Annotated in this window: 19 protein-coding genes; 11 read left to right on the top strand and 8 right to left on the bottom strand. The window is 63.7% G+C overall.

Annotated elements, in window-relative coordinates:
* The first annotated feature begins 103 nt into the window (after nucleotides 1-103).
* The 4 genes from E6B08_RS26140 to E6B08_RS26125 all read left to right on the top strand — a co-directional run bounded on the left by E6B08_RS26140 (nucleotide 104) and on the right by E6B08_RS26125 (nucleotide 2,205).
* A complete protein-coding gene (locus E6B08_RS26140) occupies nucleotides 104-382 on the top strand; it encodes an AbrB/MazE/SpoVT family DNA-binding domain-containing protein (RefSeq protein WP_136916618.1) in 279 nt (92 codons plus the stop codon).
* Nucleotides 379-726 carry a type II toxin-antitoxin system ChpB family toxin gene (locus E6B08_RS26135; RefSeq protein WP_136916617.1) on the top strand — a complete coding sequence of 116 codons (348 nt, stop codon included), beginning with the start codon at nucleotides 379-381 and terminating at the stop codon, nucleotides 724-726. Before E6B08_RS26140 ends, E6B08_RS26135 begins: the two co-directional genes overlap by 4 nt.
* A gap of 18 nt (nucleotides 727-744) precedes the next feature.
* Nucleotides 745-1,389, top strand: coding sequence for an MBL fold metallo-hydrolase (locus tag E6B08_RS26130; protein ID WP_136916616.1), 645 nt, complete (start codon nucleotides 745-747; stop codon nucleotides 1,387-1,389).
* A gap of 108 nt (nucleotides 1,390-1,497) precedes the next feature.
* Nucleotides 1,498-2,205 carry an OmpA family protein gene (locus E6B08_RS26125; protein ID WP_136916615.1) on the top strand — a complete coding sequence of 236 codons (708 nt, stop codon included), beginning with the start codon at nucleotides 1,498-1,500 and terminating at the stop codon, nucleotides 2,203-2,205.
* A gap of 63 nt (nucleotides 2,206-2,268) precedes the next feature.
* Here E6B08_RS26125 and pta read toward each other — a convergent pair whose 3' ends face one another.
* Both pta and E6B08_RS26115 read right to left on the bottom strand, forming a co-directional pair.
* Nucleotides 2,269-4,356, bottom strand: coding sequence for a phosphate acetyltransferase (gene pta / locus E6B08_RS26120; protein ID WP_136916614.1), 2,088 nt, complete (start codon nucleotides 4,354-4,356; stop codon nucleotides 2,269-2,271).
* Between the two features lie 31 nt (nucleotides 4,357-4,387).
* A complete protein-coding gene (locus tag E6B08_RS26115) occupies nucleotides 4,388-4,690 on the bottom strand; it encodes a DUF3565 domain-containing protein (protein ID WP_136916613.1) in 303 nt (100 codons plus the stop codon).
* Here E6B08_RS26115 and E6B08_RS26110 point away from each other — a divergent pair.
* A complete protein-coding gene (locus E6B08_RS26110) occupies nucleotides 4,689-5,174 on the top strand; it encodes an FKBP-type peptidyl-prolyl cis-trans isomerase (RefSeq protein ID WP_136916612.1) in 486 nt (161 codons plus the stop codon). The genes E6B08_RS26115 and E6B08_RS26110 overlap by 2 nt on opposite strands.
* Before the next feature lie 144 nt (nucleotides 5,175-5,318).
* Nucleotides 5,319-5,801 (top strand): glutathione peroxidase, encoded by a 483-nt coding sequence (locus E6B08_RS26105; RefSeq protein ID WP_136916611.1) that lies wholly within the window; start codon nucleotides 5,319-5,321, stop codon nucleotides 5,799-5,801.
* Nucleotides 5,802-5,833: 32 nt separating this feature from the next.
* On the opposite strand, the gene E6B08_RS26100 is transcribed toward E6B08_RS26105, so the two are convergent.
* Nucleotides 5,834-7,057, bottom strand: a complete 1,224-nt coding sequence (locus E6B08_RS26100) for a glycosyltransferase family 4 protein (RefSeq protein ID WP_136916610.1) — start codon at nucleotides 7,055-7,057, stop codon at nucleotides 5,834-5,836.
* 177 nt (nucleotides 7,058-7,234) lie between these two features.
* Here E6B08_RS26100 and E6B08_RS26095 point away from each other — a divergent pair, with 177 nt between their 5' ends.
* On the top strand, nucleotides 7,235-8,551 hold the full coding sequence (locus E6B08_RS26095) for a methyl-accepting chemotaxis protein (protein ID WP_136916609.1): 1,317 nt from the start codon (nucleotides 7,235-7,237) through the stop codon (nucleotides 8,549-8,551).
* Nucleotides 8,552-8,610: 59 nt separating this feature from the next.
* On the opposite strand, the gene E6B08_RS26090 is transcribed toward E6B08_RS26095, so the two are convergent.
* A complete protein-coding gene (locus E6B08_RS26090) occupies nucleotides 8,611-8,997 on the bottom strand; it encodes a hypothetical protein (RefSeq protein WP_136916608.1) in 387 nt (128 codons plus the stop codon).
* An 83-nt stretch (nucleotides 8,998-9,080) separates the two neighbouring features.
* On the bottom strand, nucleotides 9,081-9,809 hold the full coding sequence (gene cysZ, locus E6B08_RS26085; protein WP_136916607.1) for a sulfate transporter CysZ: 729 nt from the start codon (nucleotides 9,807-9,809) through the stop codon (nucleotides 9,081-9,083).
* 330 nt (nucleotides 9,810-10,139) lie between these two features.
* Between cysZ and trxB the strand changes: the two genes are divergently transcribed.
* Nucleotides 10,140-11,102, top strand: coding sequence for a thioredoxin-disulfide reductase (gene trxB, locus E6B08_RS26080; protein WP_136916606.1), 963 nt, complete (start codon nucleotides 10,140-10,142; stop codon nucleotides 11,100-11,102).
* Nucleotides 11,103-11,378: 276 nt separating this feature from the next.
* Here the strand turns inward: trxB and nadC are convergent, their stop codons facing one another.
* Nucleotides 11,379-12,227 (bottom strand): carboxylating nicotinate-nucleotide diphosphorylase, encoded by an 849-nt coding sequence (gene nadC, locus E6B08_RS26075; protein ID WP_136916605.1) that lies wholly within the window; start codon nucleotides 12,225-12,227, stop codon nucleotides 11,379-11,381.
* A gap of 203 nt (nucleotides 12,228-12,430) precedes the next feature.
* On the opposite strand from nadC, the gene E6B08_RS26070 reads away from it, so the two are divergent.
* The 3 genes from E6B08_RS26070 to ampE all read left to right on the top strand — a co-directional run bounded on the left by E6B08_RS26070 (nucleotide 12,431) and on the right by ampE (nucleotide 16,037).
* Entirely contained in the window at nucleotides 12,431-14,563 is a 2,133-nt protein-coding gene (locus E6B08_RS26070; protein ID WP_136916604.1) for a DUF1631 domain-containing protein, read from the top strand.
* A gap of 80 nt (nucleotides 14,564-14,643) precedes the next feature.
* Nucleotides 14,644-15,210: a 1,6-anhydro-N-acetylmuramyl-L-alanine amidase AmpD gene (gene ampD, locus E6B08_RS26065; protein ID WP_136916603.1), complete on the top strand. Its 567-nt coding sequence runs from the start codon at nucleotides 14,644-14,646 to the stop codon at nucleotides 15,208-15,210.
* Entirely contained in the window at nucleotides 15,207-16,037 is an 831-nt protein-coding gene (gene ampE / locus E6B08_RS26060) for a regulatory signaling modulator protein AmpE (protein WP_136916602.1), read from the top strand. The genes ampD and ampE overlap by 4 nt, the downstream gene beginning before the upstream one ends.
* A 39-nt stretch (nucleotides 16,038-16,076) precedes the next feature.
* Here the strand turns inward: ampE and E6B08_RS26055 are convergent, their stop codons facing one another.
* Entirely contained in the window at nucleotides 16,077-16,520 is a 444-nt protein-coding gene (locus tag E6B08_RS26055; protein WP_136916601.1) for a hypothetical protein, read from the bottom strand.
* 86 nt (nucleotides 16,521-16,606) lie between these two features.
* The gene (locus tag E6B08_RS26050) at nucleotides 16,607-17,383 is read right to left on the bottom strand and encodes a TatD family hydrolase (protein ID WP_136916600.1); all 777 of its coding nucleotides are present in this window, start codon (nucleotides 17,381-17,383) and stop codon (nucleotides 16,607-16,609) included.
* Nucleotide 17,384 lies beyond the last annotated feature (1 nt).

Raw genomic sequence — 17,384 nt, 5'->3', positions numbered from 1 at the left:
GCTTTCCATATCGACGTGTCGAGGCTTTTTTTTAAGCCTTGTGAGTGCCAATGTAGAGACTTCGTATCTACTTTTGCTTGCAAACACCATGGAGGTTCCTAGTATGTATCTACCTTGGGAGATACTTATGCAGATCAAGATTCAGCAATGGGGTAACAGCGCAGCGATTCGTCTTCCTGCTGGAGTGCTCAAGCAGATGCGTCTTGGCGTGGGGTCCACGCTCAGCCTCGATACTGCAGGCGAGGCGCTGGTGCTTAAACCTGTCCGGTCCAAGCCCAAGTACACCCTTGAGGAGCTCATGGCGCAGTGTGATCTGGACGCCCCCGAGCCTGCGGACATGGCCGACTGGAATGCAATGCGCCCTGTAGGGCGTGAGGCATGAGGCGAGTGAAGTTTGCCAGAGGAGACATCGTGCGGATCAACCTTGAGCCTGTTGTCGGCCGAGAGCAGCAGGGTGTGGCTCGCCCAGCCCTGGTATTGTCCCCTGCAGCGTTCAATGCATCCGGACTGGCGGTTATCGCTCCGATCTCTCAAGGCGGTGATTACGCCAGACATGCGGGCTTCGCCGTTTCGCTCTGCGGCTCAGGCACGCAAACCCAAGGCGTGATGTTGTGTAACCAGATCCGTACCGTAGATCTCGAAGCCCGGCAAGCCAAACGCATCGAAACAGTTCCGGAAGCGATCATTCTCGACACGCTTGCGCGCGTTCAAACCCTCTTCGATTAATCTGGTGTACCGCAGCTCATGGAAACAGCATCTTTCGCCCTCATCCGCGAAACCTTCCCCGTCGGCCCGCTGCAATGCAATTGCACCCTGATCGGCGACCCCGTCAGCAAGAAGGCCATCGTCGTTGACCCGGGCGGTGATCCGGAGAAGATTCTCGCCCGTCTGCAAGCCCACGGCCTGACCTTGGTAAGCATCATCCACACCCACGCCCATTTCGACCATTTCCTCGCCTCGGGCAAGCTCAAGGAGCTGACCGGGGCGACCTTGCACCTGCACAAGGACGACCAGCCGCTGTGGGACAACCTGGAAATGCAATGCCAGATGTTCGGCGTGCCCTACACCCCGGTGCCAGCCCCCGACCGCTGGCTGGGTGACGATGAAGAGCTGGCCTGCGGCTGTGGCGTGGCCCTGCACACGCCGGGGCATACGCCGGGCTCGATGAGCTTCTGGTTCGCCGATGCCAAGCTGTTGATCGCCGGCGACACCCTGTTCCGTCGCGGCATCGGCCGCACCGATTTGTGGGGTGGGGATCAGCGGGCTATCGTTCGTTCGATCAAGGAGCGGCTGTATCGCCTGGATGAAGAGGCCATCGTGGTCACCGGCCATGGTGCCGATACCCGTCTGGGCGACGAGATGCGCGAGAATCCGTTCGTGCGTGCGTAAGCCGCATGACAAAGGCTTCATGGAATTTTTCCTTGCCTGTGCGATCCAAGGCTGGCAATGATCCGTTCGCGATCCGCCGCACATATGAATTTCAGTAGGAGCTTGTCCATGTTCACCATGCGTCGTCTGATTATCGTCGCAACCGCCGCCGCCCTGATGACCGGCTGCGCCACCCAGAACCCCTACGACTCCCAGGGTTCCTCGGGCATGAGCAAGACCGCCAAGTACGGCGGACTGGGCGCATTGGCCGGTGCAGTGGCAGGCGCTGCCATCGATCACAACAACCGTGGCAAGGGCGCGCTGATCGGCGCTGCCGCGGTCGGCGCCGCCGCAGCCGGTTATGGTTACTACGCCGACAAGCAGGAAGCGGCGTTGCGTGCGCAGATGGCCAATACGGGTGTCGAAGTCCAGCGCCAGGGTGACCAGATCAAGCTGATCATGCCGGGCAACATCACCTTCGCCACCGACTCGGCCAACATCTCGCCAAGCTTCTACACCCCGCTGAACAACCTGGCCAATTCGTTCAAGCAGTTCAACCAGAACACCATCGAGGTGGTTGGCTTCACCGACAGCACCGGCAGCCGCCAACACAACATGGACCTGTCCCAGCGTCGCGCCCAGGCGGTCAGCAGCTACCTGACCTCCCAGGGAGTCGATGGCTCGCGGGTGAGCGTGCGTGGCATGGGCCCTGACCAGCCGATCGCGAGCAACGCCGATGCCAACGGCCGTGCGCAGAACCGCCGCGTCGAGGTCAACCTGAAGCCGATCCCTGGCCAGCAGTATGACCAGCAAGGGCAGGTACAGCAGTATCCCTGATCTGCGTCGAAGCCCGATCGCCGGCAAGCTCGCTCCTGTAGGAGGCGGCTTGCCGGCGATTTTTTAATCGGCGACGCTGGCCTGGATCGCCGTCAGGGCGATGGTATGTACGATATCGTCGACCTGCGCCCCGCGCGGCAGGTCGTTCACCGGCTTGCGCAACCCTTGTAGCATCGGCCCGAGGCTGACCCCATCGGTGCTGCGCTGCACCGCCTTGTGGGTGGTGTTGCCGGTGTTCAGGTCGGGGAACACGAAGACCGTTGCCTGTCCGGCCACCGGACTTTTCAGTGCCAGCTGGCGGGCTACCTGAGGATTGGCCGCGGCATCGTATTGCAGGGGGCCGTCGATCAGCAGTTGCTGCTCGCCGCGCTGGGCCAGGCGCGTGGCCTCGCGCACCTTTTCCACTTCCTCGTCGCTTGCCGAATCGTTCGAATAGCTGATCATCGCCACCCGGGGCGCGATGCCGAAGGCCTGGGCCGACTCGGCGCTCTGCCGGGCGATCTCCGCCAGTTCGGCGGCGCTGGGATGGGGGTTCATCACGCAGTCGCCATAGACCAGCACTTGCTCCGGAAACAGCATGAAATAAACCGATGACACCAGGCTGCTGCCTGGTGCGGTCTTGATCAGCTGCAAGGCCGGGCGAATGGTGTTGGCGGTGGAGTGGACCAGGCCCGAGACCAGGCCATCGACCTCGTCCAGGGCCAGCATCATGGTGCCGATCACGACCGGGTCTTCCAGCTGCTGTTCGGCCATCGGCGCGTTGAGGTTCTTGCTCTTGCGCAGCTCGACCATGGGCTCGACGTAGCGGGCACGGATGCGCTCGGGGTCGAGGATCTCCAGGTCGGCCGGCAGGCTGATACCTTGGGCACGGGCTACCGCCTCGACTTCCTCGGGCTTGGCCAGCAGCACGCAACGGGCGATGCCGCGAGCCTGGCAGATGGCGGCGGCTTGTACCAGCAGCGGTTCGGCGCCCTCGGGCAGGACGATACGCTTGTTGGCCTGCTGCGCGCGCTGGATCAACTGGTAGCGGAACACCGCTGGCGACAGGCGTGGCTCGCGAGGCGTGCCGCAGCGCTGATGGAGCCAGGCGGCATCGAGGTGGCTGGCAACGAAGTCGGTGATGAATTCGGCGCGCTCGCGATCGTCCACCGGGATCTCGCGGTTGAGCGAGTTGAGCTGGTTGGCGGTGTCGTACGAACCGGTGCTCACCGACAGGATCGGCAGCCCGGCCTGCAAGGCGCCGCGGCACAGCTCGAGGATACGTGAGTCGGGCTTGCTGTCGCTGGTCAGCAGCAGCCCGGCCAGGGGCACGCCATTGATCGCCGCCAGGCTCACGGCGAGGATGATGTCGTCGCGGTCGCCGGGGGTCACCACCAAGGTGCCGGGGGTCAGCAGCGGTACGGTATTGGCCACGGTGCGTGCGCAGATGATGATCTTGTTCATGCGCCGTTGTTCATAGTCGCCGGCGTTGAGCACCTGGGCACCGAGCAGCTCGGCCACATCGCGGGTGCGCGGGGCGTTCAGCTCGGCCTGATAGGGGATGCAGCCGAGCAGGCGGAAGTCGTTGCCGCGCAGCAGTGGCGAGTGCTCGCGCAGGCGGGTGGCGAAATCGGCCATGCTCTCGTCGGTGCGGACTTTGTTCAGCACTACCCCGAGCACCTTCGGGTCACGCGGGCCGCCGAACAGTTGCGCCTGCAACTCGACTCGCCCGGACAATTCGCTGAGCACTTCGTTTTCCGCTGCCGAGACCAGGATCACCTCGGCATCCAGGCTCTTGGCCAGGTGCAGGTTGACCCGCGCGGCATAGCTGGCGTGGCGGGTCGGCACCATGCCCTCGACCACCACCACGTCGTTGTCCACGCAGGCTTGCTGGTAGAGGCGGATGATTTCCTCGAGCAACTCATCCAGCTGGCCATCGCCGAGCATGCGCTCGACCTGGGCCAGGCTCAGCGGCAACGGCGGTTTTATACCGTGGGTCCGGGCCACCAGTTCGGTGGAGCGCTCGGGGCCGGTGTCGCCGGGGTGAGGCTGGGCGATCGGCTTGAAGAAGCCGACTTTCAGGCCGGCCCGCTCCAGGGTGCGAACCAGGCCAAGGCTGATCGATGTCAGGCCGACACCGAAGTCGGTCGGCGCAATGAAAAATGTCTGCATGCGTGCTTCTCGAAATAAGCGGTGCAAGGATTCAATGGCCAAGGGTAGCGCCATTGGTCCCCTGTGCGCACCAGCCACAGGCAAAAGGCTGGCCGATGCGCTGCGCCCTTTGCTCTGCGTCGAGCACCCATGGCCGTGCTTGCCACGGTGGCTGGTGGCGCAGATGCTGGGTATGGCCACAGCTCAGGTCGACCACCCAGTGCCCGTCCTGGTCCTGGTGGAAGCCCTCGATCCGACTGATGGGCCGCTGCTCGTCCGAGGTGCGTTCGCAATCGGGCGATGGCTTGGTTACACTTGTCCGTTCTACATTCTTTTGCAAAAGGTCTTGCCCCATGCTGATCGCCGCCAACAAGGCAGTCTCCATCGACTATACCCTGACCAATGACGCCGGGGAGACCATCGACAGCTCCGCCGGTGGCGCCCCACTGGTTTACCTGCACGGTGCCAGCAACATCATTCCAGGCCTGGAGAAAGCCCTGGAAGGCAAGCAGGCCGGTGACGAGCTGGAAGTCGCCATCGAGCCTGAAGAAGCTTACGGCGAATACCTGGCCGAGCTGGTCAGCACCCTGAGCAGCAGCATGTTCGAAGGTGTCGACCAACTGGAAGTCGGCATGCAGTTCCACGCCTCGGCGCCAGATGGCCAGATGCAGATCGTTACCATCCGCGACATCGACGGCGACGACGTGACCGTCGACGGCAACCACCCACTGGCTGGCCAGCGCCTGAACTTCAAGGTCAAGGTAGTCGACGTTCGTGACGCCAGCGAAGAAGAAATCGCGCACCGCCACATCCACGGTGAAGGTGGCCATCACCACTGATTTTCTGCGCTAAGCTCAGAAAGTCCAAGGCGCTCGGGCAAGCCGACTTGCCTTCCCAACGGGAGGTGGATGGCTTGAACGAGCGCCTTTTTAGTGGGCGGATTTTGCCCCGCGGTCTATGGGAACCTGAGAGGGGAACACAACATGAGTGCATTTCACGACCTGACGTTGAAGGCGCTGAACGGCGAGGATCTGCCCCTCGCACCGTTCAAGGGCCAGGTGGTGCTGGTGGTCAATGTCGCTTCCAAGTGCGGGCTGACGCCGCAATACAAGGCCCTGGAAAACCTGTACCAGCAGTATAAGGACAAAGGCTTCAAGATCCTTGGCCTGCCGTGCAACCAGTTTGCTGGGCAAGAGCCGGGCAGCGAGAAGGAAATCCGCGAGTTTTGCGAGCTCAACTATGGGGTGAGCTTTCCGTTGGGGAGCAAGTTGGAGGTCAATGGCCCGCAACGCCATTCGCTGTACCGCCTGCTGGCAGGCGAGGGCGCCGAGTTCCCAGGTGATATCAGCTGGAACTTCGAGAAGTTCCTGGTTGGCAAGGATGGTCGCGTGCTGGCGCGCTTCGCCCCGCGCACCACGCCCGATGACCCGGCCGTGGTACAGGCCATCGAGAAAGCCCTGGGCTGAGCCATCCGGGCTGCCTCGCAGCCCTCTCTCTGCTACCCCTGGCCGGCGCGGCCTGCCGAACCTGGCTTGATTGCCAGCGCTGCGCCGGCCGGCTGATCGCTGCCCGCGCCCGCTGTGCGGCAGGCATTGCGCAGGTGGTTCTCGAACTGATCGACGATGGCCGGCCAACCCTGGCGGCTGGCATGCTGCCGGGCGTTGAGGCGGACCCGGCGCAGCGTCTCGCTTTCTTCCAGCAACCAGCAGGCGGCGTCGATGAAGGCGGCCTGGTCGCCGGGCATGGCCAACGCGCCGCTATGCCCATGACGGATGTGCTGGGCCGCAGCTGCCTCGTCATAGGCGACCACCGCGAGCCCTGAGGCCATCGCTTCGAGCACCACGTTGCCGAAGGTTTCGGTCAGGCTGGGAAACAGGAACAGGTCGCCGCTGGCGTAGTGTTCGGCGAGGTCCTCGCCGCGTCGGACACCGCAGAACACCGCCCCCGGCAGCGACTGTTCAAGGGCGGCGCGCTGCGGCCCATCGCCGACCACCACCAGACACAGGCGTTTGTCTGGATAGGCGCGTTGCAGGGCCTGAATGCTCGGGCGCAGCAGGCCGAGATTCTTTTCTACCGCCAGCCGGCCGACATGCAGGACGGCAACGTCGTCCGGCCCCAGCCCCCATGCCAGGCGCAAGGCATGGTTGCGGCGTGCCGGATTGAACAGGCCTGCGTCGACGCCGCGCGCCAGCAAGGCCAGGCGCTCGAAGCCGCGGCGCTCCAACTCCAGGCGCTGGCTCTGGCTGGGCACCAGCGTCGCCACGCTGCGGCGGTGGAACCAGCGCAGGTAATGGGTGAGCAGGCGCGCCAGCAGGCCCAGCCCGTACTGGCCGCAATACTGCGGGAAATTGGTATGAAAGCCGCTGACCACGGCAATGCCCAGGCGCCGTGCAGCCCGTAGCGCACTCAGCCCCAGTGGACCTTCGGTTGCGATGTACAGTACATCCGGTCGTTGCCGTCGCCAGCGGCGGAGCAACTTGTGCACCGACACCTCGCCCCACTGCAGGCCTGGGTAGCCCGGCAGCCCCCAGCCGCGGCACAACATCTGCTGTGGATCGTCGGCCATCGGCGTTTCACCGGCCTGGCGCGGGCGCACGATCTCTACCAGGTGACCACGCAGACGCAGGCCTTCGCTGAGGCGTCCAAGGGTGTTGGCCACGCCGTTGATCTCGGGTGGGAAGGTTTCGCTGACCAGGGTGATGCGTAGGGCGGGTGCGTTCATGACAAAAAGTTTCCGCCTGCCGCGTTGCGTCAATGTGACAGTTGCGTGACGCGCTAATGACGCCTGATTTCTGGCTGCTGCAGCGGCTGGAAATTTCCACTTGGCCTGCTCAAGAGGCCCGCCCCATGGCCGATGAACTTGCATCCAAATCGAGTAGATACGCTCCGGGAGAGCGGTATGTTCAACAGCAAGCTCAAGAAAGAAAACCAGCTACTGCGTGAAGAATTGATGGCCATCGAGCAGGTCAAGAGCAGCCTCGACAGCGAGATGCTGGTGCTGCAACTCGATCCCCAAGGGCGCATCGAACAAGTCAACGACAACTTCGAGACCGAGATGCTCTACCGCGCCGAGCAGTTGTTGGGGCGCAACATCGAGGACATCGTGCCCACCCATGTGAAAAAGCTCGATTTCTACCAGCGCATGAAAAGCGCCATTGCCCGCGGGGAACACCTCAACGGCGCGTTTCGCCTGCTGCGTGGCGACGGCAAGGAGGCCTGGTTGCGCTCGATCCTGCAGCCGGTGAAGAACGCGGATGGGCGCATCAAGCACTTTTCGCTGCACTCCAGTGACCTGACCCGCACCATCGAGACATCGCGGGAGCATGAGAGCCTGATCAAGGCGCTGATGCGCTCCACCGCAGTCATCGAGTTCAACCTCGATGGCATCGTGCTGGCCGCCAATGAACGCTTCCTGCAGTCGGTGGGCTACAGCCTGGAACAGGTGCGCGGCAAGCATCACCGTATGTTCTGCGAGCCGGAGGAAGCCAATTCGGCCGAGTACCGGGTGTTCTGGGACAAGCTGCGCCGTGGCGAATACGTCGCCGACCGTTTCAAGCGAATCGACGCCCGCGGCCGCGCGGTGTGGCTGGAGGCGTCCTATAACCCGATCTTCGATGCCCATGACGTGCTGTACAAGGTCGTGAAGTTCGCGACCGTCGTCACCGACCAGGTCACCCAGGAACAGGCCGTGGCCCAGGCTGCGGACATCGCCTACAACACCTCGCTGACCACCGACGACAGTGCGCGCAGAGCCACCGATGTAGTGACCCAGACCGTGGAGGTGATGCGTGGCCTCGAAGGCTCGATGCAGGATGCCGCAGAAAGCATCCAGGCGCTGGACGAGCAGTCCAAGGTGATCGGCGCGATCATCAAGACCATCAGCGATATCGCCGGCCAGACCAACCTGCTGGCGCTCAATGCGGCTATCGAGGCTGCGCGTGCCGGGGAGCAGGGCCGTGGCTTTGCCGTGGTTGCCGACGAAGTGCGCCAGTTGGCCTCGCGCACCAGCAGCGCCACGGAAGAGATCGCCCGGGTGGTGCAGCAGAACGAACAGCTTGCCCAGGCGGCAGTTGGCATCATCGACACCAGCAAGCGCCAGGCCGAGCAGGGTTTGGCCTTGGCCGCCGATACCGGTGGAGTGATCGTCGAGATCCAGGAAGGGGCGAAGAAGGTCGTGGACGCGGTGGGGCAGTTTTCCAGTCAGTTGAACCACTGACTGGAAAACTGCCCGGCTAATGAAGGGGCCGCATGTTGGCCCCCTCGCGGGTAGGTCTATCAACCCGCCTGTTCGGTCTGCTTGATATGCTTGTAGACGATCTGCATCGCTTCATCGATGAGGGGGATATCGGCGTTGATGAGCTGATCGAAGCTTGTCACCCCACGTTGACGGAACAGGCCGCCGTGCAGGCCGATGCCTGGGAAATCGCTGTCCACCACGGCCTCGGTGAGGATTTCTACCAGCGACTTGCTGTAGTTGACCACACCGTCTTCGTCGAACGTGGTGAAAAAAATGGCCTCGTAGGGTTCCTTGATGCCTTGGTGCTCGAGTATCTCCCGCAAGCGCCATTTCACTCGGTGTTCGGCGATTCGGGTGCCGTGCAGGTGTTCGGGAATGCCGGCCAGTTCGATGAAGTCCTTCGATTTGATGTCGGTGAATTCCATGCTGGATCTCCAGGTCAAGGTCGCGTTATTGCGACCTGGGAGATTTAAATCCGAACCCTGCGCCACCCGGCGGTAGCTATGTACTACGTGCGCTCACGTACCCAGAACAGCGTCGCACCCGCCACCGCAGCCGGCATCATCACCACGTTGACCAGCGGAATCATCAGCGCCAGGTAGGTGATGCCGCCGAACCCCAACGACTGCCAGCGCTTTTGCCGCAGCCAGGCAAGCATGTCCTGCCAGCTCATCTTGTTGTTGTCCGCCGGGTAGTCGATGTACTGGATGGCCATCATCCAGACGCCGAATACCAGCCACAGTGGCGCCGCCACCACGTTGACCACCGGGATGAACGACAGGATGAACAGGCCGATGGCTCGCGGCAGGAAGTAGCCGAGCTTGCGCATCTCGCGGCCGAGGGTGCGTGGCACCATGGCGACCAGTTCGCCCCAGCTGAATGCCGGGAAGGGATCCTGGCCGCGTACCACCACTTCCACTTTCTCGGCCAGGAAGCCGTTGAACGGCGCGGCGATGACGTTGGCCACCAGGGTGAAGGTGAAGAACACCATCAGCACCACCAGAGCGACGAACAGCGGCCACAGGATATAGGTGAGAAAGCCCAGCCAGTCGGGCAGGGTTGGCATCAGGCTGTCGACCCAGACGCTGAACTGGTGGCCGGCGAAGTAGATCAGGCCACCGAACAGCAGCAGGTTGATCGCCAGGGGCAGCAGCACGAACAGCCGCAGGTTGGGGCTCAGTACCAGTTTCAGGCCTTCGCGCAGGTACTGCGGGCCGGAGAGGGCGGGGGCTTGCATCGGGACACTCCGCAAAACGAGGGGAAACGCGCTGACCTTACCGAGTTTGCCGCGCCGACGAAAGGCGGCGGCCCATGAAGACATCGCCTGTAACAAACCTTGAAGGCTTTTCAGCTAGGTTGATTGTTCGGATAGAGGATGGCTATGAGGTGGATTGTCGGAGGATATTTCCTTAATCTCTGCGACCTCGTTAAAGTGCGCTCATCTTTTTGGTTTTGGACCGACGCGTTGTAGCCTTCCCCAAGTGCTGCGTAGGTCCTTTTTAATACCAGTCGGCGCAGCCGGTACACCGATGCCGGCCCTGCGCCGCCGGCTCGACAGGAGTTCGACATGTCCGAAGTACGTCATTCGCGGGTAATCATCCTTGGTTCCGGCCCAGCCGGTTACAGCGCCGCGGTCTACGCCGCCCGCGCCAACCTCAAGCCGCTGCTGATCACCGGCATGCAGGCGGGTGGCCAGTTGACCACCACCACCGAAGTCGACAACTGGCCGGGCGATCCCCACGGCCTGACCGGCCCGGCACTGATGCAGCGTATGCAGGAGCATGCCGAGCGTTTCGAGACCGAGATCGTCTTCGATCACATCAACGCCGTCGACCTGGCCAACAAGCCGTTCACCCTGCAGGGCGACAGCGGCACCTATACCTGTGACGCGCTGATCGTCGCCACTGGCGCCAGCGCCCGCTACCTGGGCCTGCCGTCCGAGGAAGCCTTCATGGGCAAGGGCGTCTCGGCCTGTGCCACCTGCGATGGTTTCTTCTATCGCAACAAGCCGGTCGCGGTCATCGGCGGCGGCAACACCGCCGTGGAAGAGGCCCTGTACCTGGCCAACATCGCCAGCAAGGTGACCCTGGTGCACCGCCGCGACACCTTCCGCGCCGAGAAGATCCTGGTCGACAAGCTGCATGCCCGCGTTGCCGAAGGCAAGATCGAACTCAAGCTCAACGCCACCCTGGACGAAGTGCTGGGTGACAACATGGGTGTGACCGGTGCTCGCCTCAAGAACAACGACGGCAGCAGCGATGAAATCAAGGTCGACGGCGTATTCGTCGCCATTGGCCACACGCCGAACACCTCGCTGTTCGAAGGCCAGTTGACCCTGAAGGACGGCTACCTGGTGGTTCATGGCGGTCGCGAAGGCAATGCCACTGCCACCAACGTCGAAGGCGTGTTCGCCGCTGGCGACGTGGCCGACCACGTCTATCGCCAGGCGATCACCTCGGCCGGCGCCGGCTGCATGGCCGCACTGGACGTCGAGCGCTACCTGGACGGCCTGGCCAACGCCTCGTTCTGATCGCGCTGAAAAAACCGGCCCTGTGGGCTTATGCTGTTCACTTAAGCTCTGCATCGCCGCCATTGGGGCCGCCTTGCGGCCCATCGCGACACAAGGCCGCTCCCACAATGACCGTGAAAGCCCTTATCTACGGGGTAAGCACGGAAAATGTGGGAGCGGCCTTGCCGGAGCGCCGGACCGGTCGGAAAGGGCTGCGCAGCAGCCCCGGCATTCTTAAGTGAACAGCATTAGCCCTATGGGCCGGTTTTTTCTGCCTGGGGTTTCTTGGGTCCGCTCTCAGAGGCTCAAGCGCATGGACAGGTCCACCGCCTTGACGTCCTTGGTCATCGCACCAATCGAGATGTAGTCCACGCCCGTCTCGGCAATCACCCGCAGCGTGCTTTCATTGACCCCGCCACTGGCCTCCAGCTTGGCCTTGCCGGCGTTGATGCGCACCGCTTCGCGCATTTCATCCAGGGAAAGCTCGTCGAGCATCACGATGTCGGCGCCGGCATCCAGCGCCTGGCGCAGTTCGTCGAGGCTCTCCACTTCGATCTCCACCGGCTTGCCCGGGGCGATGCGGTGCGCCGCGGTGACCGCCTCGGCTACGCCACCGCACGCGGCGATGTGGTTTTCCTTGATCAGGAAGGCATCGTACAGGCCGATGCGATGGTTGTGGCAGCCGCCGCAGGTGACCGCGTACTTCTGCGCCAGGCGCAGGCCCGGCAAGGTTTTGCGGGTGTCGAGCAGGCGCACTTCGGTGCCTGCCACCAGATCTGCGAGGAAGTGCGCACGGGTGGCGACGCCAGAGAGCATCTGCAGGAAGTTCAGCGCCGCGCGTTCGCCACTGAGCAGCGAGCGGGCCGGGCCTTCGAGGTGGAACAGCGCCTGGTTGGCCTTGGCCTGGTCGCCATCGGCGACCTGCCAATGCACCGCGACCCTTGGGTCGAGCTGACGGAACACCGCATCGACCCAGGCGGTGCCGGCGACCACGCAGTCCTCGCGGGTGATGATGGTGGCCTTGGCCAGGCGCTCGGCGGGGATCAGTTGCGCGGTGATGTCGCCGCTGCCGATGTCTTCCAGCAACGCGCGGCGCACGTTGGCTTCGATTTCGGCAGTCAGGTCGGCGAGGCGTAGGTTCGGCATGGTCGGCTCCACAAGCTAGGTGCCGGGATTATCGGACAGCGGAGGCGGGTGTGTACAGCGGCCCGGCGGCGCCAGGGACGTGGCGGCCGGCACTTGCGCACCACTGGTCAGGGCGGTTGAGCAATTTGTCGATTTGGCGGTCTTTAACCTGCCAGAGTCTCAGGTGCTGGCGTACCCCACGAGTGCCCAGCAAGGAGATCGGGATGCAAACAGAAGGCAAGGTGGTGCCATTGGCAGCCGCCATCGAACGTGGTGTTTCCTTGCCCGGCCTTCCGCTGCTGCTCCTGCAAGTGCGTGACAAGGCGGCGCTGCAGCTGCGCCAGGGCTTGCAGACCTTGTTCGACAATGCCGACGACAGCCTGTTCGAGATGGCCGACAAGGCCTGCGACCGGCGAGACCAGAACCTCTGTTTCGAAGCGATGCGTGACCTGCGGCTAAAGCGCAAGGGCATCGAGCGCAATGTGCTCGACGCGTTCTATGGTGCCTTTGCCCGAATCGGCCAGGCCGATGCGCCGGGCGCACCAGCGCAGGCGCGACTGGAGCGCGATAGCGGAGCCGAGGCGATGGTCGCCCGGGTGCTTTCGCGCGATGGCCTGGCGCTCGGGCAGTTGCTGCAACGCTTGCAGGTCCTGCTCGAGCGGCAATTGCCCGAGCATGGCAATCCGCTCGCCCCAGCCACCTTGTGCGGGTTGTTCATCGATGCTGGGCGCCGTCTTGGGGTGGGGCCGCGAGTTCGGCCGATCCTGCTGAAGTTGTTCGAGCGGCATGTCCTGCGTGAAATGCACCTGATATACGGCGATGCCAACCAGTTGCTCGCCGGCGCCGGAATCTTGCCCGACCTGCCGGCATTGCCGCGGCGCCGTGCCGAGGATCGGCGCGGCACAGCGCCTCGAAGCGGCAGCGCCGTCCAGGAAGTCGCGCAGGACGATGCAGCGGGCATGGCGGTGTTCCATACCGTGCAAGGTTTGCTCGGGCACGCCGGTGCGCCGCAGGTTGCAGTGCATGACACCGCCGTGGGGCGACCGGTAAGCCGCGCCGACCTGCTGCGCCTGCTGACTCACCTGCAACATCAGGTGCCCGCTACCTTCGAGCCCGATGGCTTCGACCTTGGCCAGCAGCTGGACCAGTTGCTGTGGCGTGTCGGTGCGCGCAGTGCGACCCTGCGGCGGCTCGGCCGCACCGACGAAGACATGATCGAGCTGGTCGGCCGGCTGTTCGGCTATATCCAGACCGATGACAACCTGCCGGCGAGCCTGCGCGCCCTGATCGCTCGCCTGCACATCCCAGTGCTCAAGGTCGCACTGCTGGACACGGGCTTGTTCGGCCGCGCCAGCCATCCGGTTCGGCGGCTGCTCAACGAAATGGCTGCTGCCGCCATCGGCTGGGAAGCCAGCGACGATGGCCTGCGTGACAGCCTCCATCTGCGTGTGGAGCGGACCGTCCAGCGCGTGCTCAATGACTTCAGCGACGACCCTGGGCTGTTTGCCGAGTTGCTCGACGATTTCCTCGCCTTCAACCAGGATGAGCGCCGGCGCAATGCATTGCTCGAACAGCGCACTCGGGACGCTGAAGAGGGCCGCGTGCGCTTCCTGCAAGCGCGCCTGCAGGTGCAGCGTGCACTCAATGCGCGCTTGCGCGGGCAGGTGTTGCCACAGGGGGTACTGCACGTGCTGGTGCAAGGCTGGAGCCAGGTGATGCTATTGGCCCTGCTCAAGCACGGCGAGGCCTCCGCGCCCTGGCGCGGTGCCCTGGCGACCCTTGACACGCTGCTGGGCAGCATCGTCCCGCACCACGATCCGATTGCCCGCGAGCAGTTGCTGCAGCGGGTGCCCGGGTTGCTCAAGGCCCTGCGCGACGGGCTGGCCGGCGTGGCGCTGGACTCGACTGTTACCCGCGAGTTCTTCCAGCAGCTGCAGCTGCTGCACCTGCGCGCTTGCGCAGGACCCGGCGCGCCAGGTCGCGATACACCGTTGGCCGAGGTGCGGGTGGAGGAGGACATCGTGCTGGTGCTTGCCGAGGAGCAGGCCTGTGCGCCGTTGCGACCGCTCGATGAGCTCGTGCAGCCGCTACGCCAAGTGCAACGGCTGCGCCTTGGCGCCTGGGTCGAGGTGCGCGACGAGGACCAGGCGCTGCGCTGCAAGCTGGTGGCGCGCCTGGACAGCAGCGACCGCCTGGTGTTCGCCAACCGCAGCGGGCTCAAGGTCCGCGAATGGAGTGCGGCAGGCTTGGCGCAGGCGCTGCGTCGCGGCGATGCACGGCTGCTGGACGATGGCCTGCTGTTCGAGCGGGCGCTGCAGTCGGTGCTCGACGAGTTGCGCCAGCGCCAGGCGCGTTGAACGCGCCACGATTTACATGCAAACGGCTGCAGCCGCGAGGCATACTGCGGGTCTGTACCGGCGTTCTACAGGATTTTTCCATGCAATTGGACCGTGCCACGGGGTGGTTCGACGGCGTCACCCACTGCCCTTCGCCGAATTTCAATGCCCGCCCCGATGGCGAAGCGATCTCGCTGTTGGTTATCCACAACATCAGCCTGCCACCGGCGTGTTTCGGCACCGGCAAGGTGCAGGCGTTTTTCCAGAATCGCCTCGACCCTGACGAGCATTCCTACTTTCAAGGCATCTGCCACCTGACCGTATCGGCGCACCTGTTCGTCGAGCGCGATGGCGCCGTGACCCAGTTCGTATCGCTGCTGGACCGCGCCTGGCATGCTGGCGTCTCGTGCTTCCAGGGCCGTGAAGGGTGCAATGACTTCTCCATCGGCATCGAACTCGAGGGCACCGACGAGCTGCCCTATACCGATGCCCAGTACGCCGTGCTGGCACAGTTGACCGGAGAGATTCGCCAGGCCTTCCCGCTGATCGGCCCAGACCACATCCAGGGCCATTGCGACATCGCTCCGGTGCGCAAGACCGACCCCGGTCCGGCCTTCGACTGGCAGCGTTATCGGCTATCCCTGCAGACCAACGAGGACAAGGCATGAGTTTTCTGGTGTTGTTGCTGGTGCTGTGGGTCGAGAAGTTCTCGGCCTGGCGCAAGCGATTGCAGCATGATGGGTTTTTCATTGGCGAGCTGACGCGCCTGGAGCGCAGCGGCAAGGTGCATCCCTGGTGGACCCTGGCCATCCCGGTGGCGGCACCGGTGGCGCTGCTGGTGTTGTTGCTGCATGTGCTGGAACCGGTGGCCTATGGCTTGCTGGCGCTGCCGGTGCACTTGGTGGTGCTGATCTACAGCCTGGGCCGTGGCGATACCAAGGCGGCCCTGGGGCCGTTTCGCGATGCCTGGCGACGTGGCGACGAGCAGGCCGCGCTGCACGTGGCCGAGCGCGATCTGGGCCTGGTGGCGGACACCCCGCGTGGGTTGTTGGTGCGGGTGCAGGGCTACCTGCTATGGCAGGCCTACCAAAGCTTCTTTGCGGTGATCTTCTGGTACTTCGTGCTCGGCCCTGCTGCGGCATTGGCCTATCGGTTGCTGGCGCTGACCGCTGCCAACAGCGGGCAACCCGCGCTCAAGGCGCGTGCCGAACAACTGCGCCACATCATGGACTGGCTGCCGGTGCGGGTGCTGACCTTGAGCTTCGCCCTGGTCGGCAACTTCGTCGCGGTCATGCGGCTGATGCTGCACGAGCTGCTGAACTGGCACATCAGTGCCGGGCACCTGGTGGCCAGGGTAGGGCGGGTGGCCGATGACATTCCCGAGGAGGAAGACGACCAGCGTGGTCTGGCCCGGCTGGACAGCCTGTGGGAGTTGCTGCAGCGCTGCGCGGTGTTGTGGTACGCCGGCTTCGCGCTGTGTACGGTGTTGCTCTGAAGTAGTTACGCGCCTGCCCTGCAGTGCAGGCGCGGTCGATCAAGCCAGGGAGTCGTTCAGGTTGTTGACCACCACGCTTCCACTCACTTTGGTTTCGTCTGGCTGGTCGGTATCCACCACGAACTCGAAGCTGGCCTTGAACAGACCGGAAGCAGGGTCCCACTCAACGTCGTGGATCTGCCCGTTCTTGGCATAGCCGGAGCGGGGAATCTTGGTGGAGCCGAGATAAGCGCCTGCCGGCGCGGATTCGCCTTGACCCAGCTCGTGCTTGGGCAGGTTGAGCTGATCTTTCGGCAACCAGATGTCGACTACGAAGTACGCGTGGTCTTCATGAAAGAGCGCCCAGCCTTGAATGCTGACACTGTTACCCTGGTCACTGACGAAAACGCTTTGGTTCATCTTCAGGATTTCGCTGGCACCTTGCCAGGTGACCGTGGCATCCATTTGGCCGTCGACGAACGATTGGATTTGATTACTGCTCATGGGAGATCCTCCGTTGTGTGAGACACAAGGATGAAATGAGGGGGTATTTGCCACAACTGGCAGAATTACCAGGAACTCCGAACCGGTTACCAGCCGAACAACGCTATGGCGTTGCCCGTGCTGGCTTCGGCCAGTAGCTGGGCGTCCACACCCATGAGCCCGGCCAGCGCATCGGCGATCTCGGGCAGGTGCTCCGGGCTGTTGCGCAGGCCTGGGAACATCGCCGGTGCCATGTCGGGGGAATCGGTTTCCAGCACGATGCTGTCCAGCGGCAGCCGGCCAATGGTTTTACGCAGGCGCAGTGCCTGCGGCCAGGTTCCGGCACCGCCAAGCCCAAGCTTGAAGCCCAGCTTGATGTACTCACGCGCTTCTTCGTAGCTGCCGGCGAAGGCGTGGATCACGCCAGCGCGGCGCGGCTTGTAACGCTTGAGCGTGGCGATGACCTGGGCGTGGCTGCGGCGCACATGCAACAGCGCCGGCAGCTCGAAATCGCAGGCCATCTGCAGTTGGGCTTCGAACAGGTCTTGCTGGCGCTGGCGGTCCAACGTCTCGACGTAGTAATCCAGGCCGAACTCGCCCACCGCGCACAGCCGCCGGTCGCCGTGCAGGCGTTCGAGCCACTGGCGCAACTCGAGCACGTGCTCCGGGCGATGTTGGTCGAGGTAGATCGGATGCAGCCCCAGCGCCGCAACCAGGCGTTCATCGGCGCAGGCCAAGTCCCAGACACGCTGGAAATTACCCTGGAAGACACCCAGCACCACCATGCGCTCGACCCCACGCGCCGCCGCGTTGGCCAGCAGGCGCGTGCGGTCGGCGTCGAACTCGGGGAAGTCGAGGTGGGTGTGGGTGTCGATCAGGCGCATG

This window comes from Pseudomonas putida, assembly GCF_005080685.1.
Classification (GTDB): Bacteria; Pseudomonadota; Gammaproteobacteria; order Pseudomonadales; family Pseudomonadaceae; genus Aquipseudomonas; species Aquipseudomonas putida_V.
This window is presented reverse-complemented; position numbering and strand designations above follow the sequence as displayed.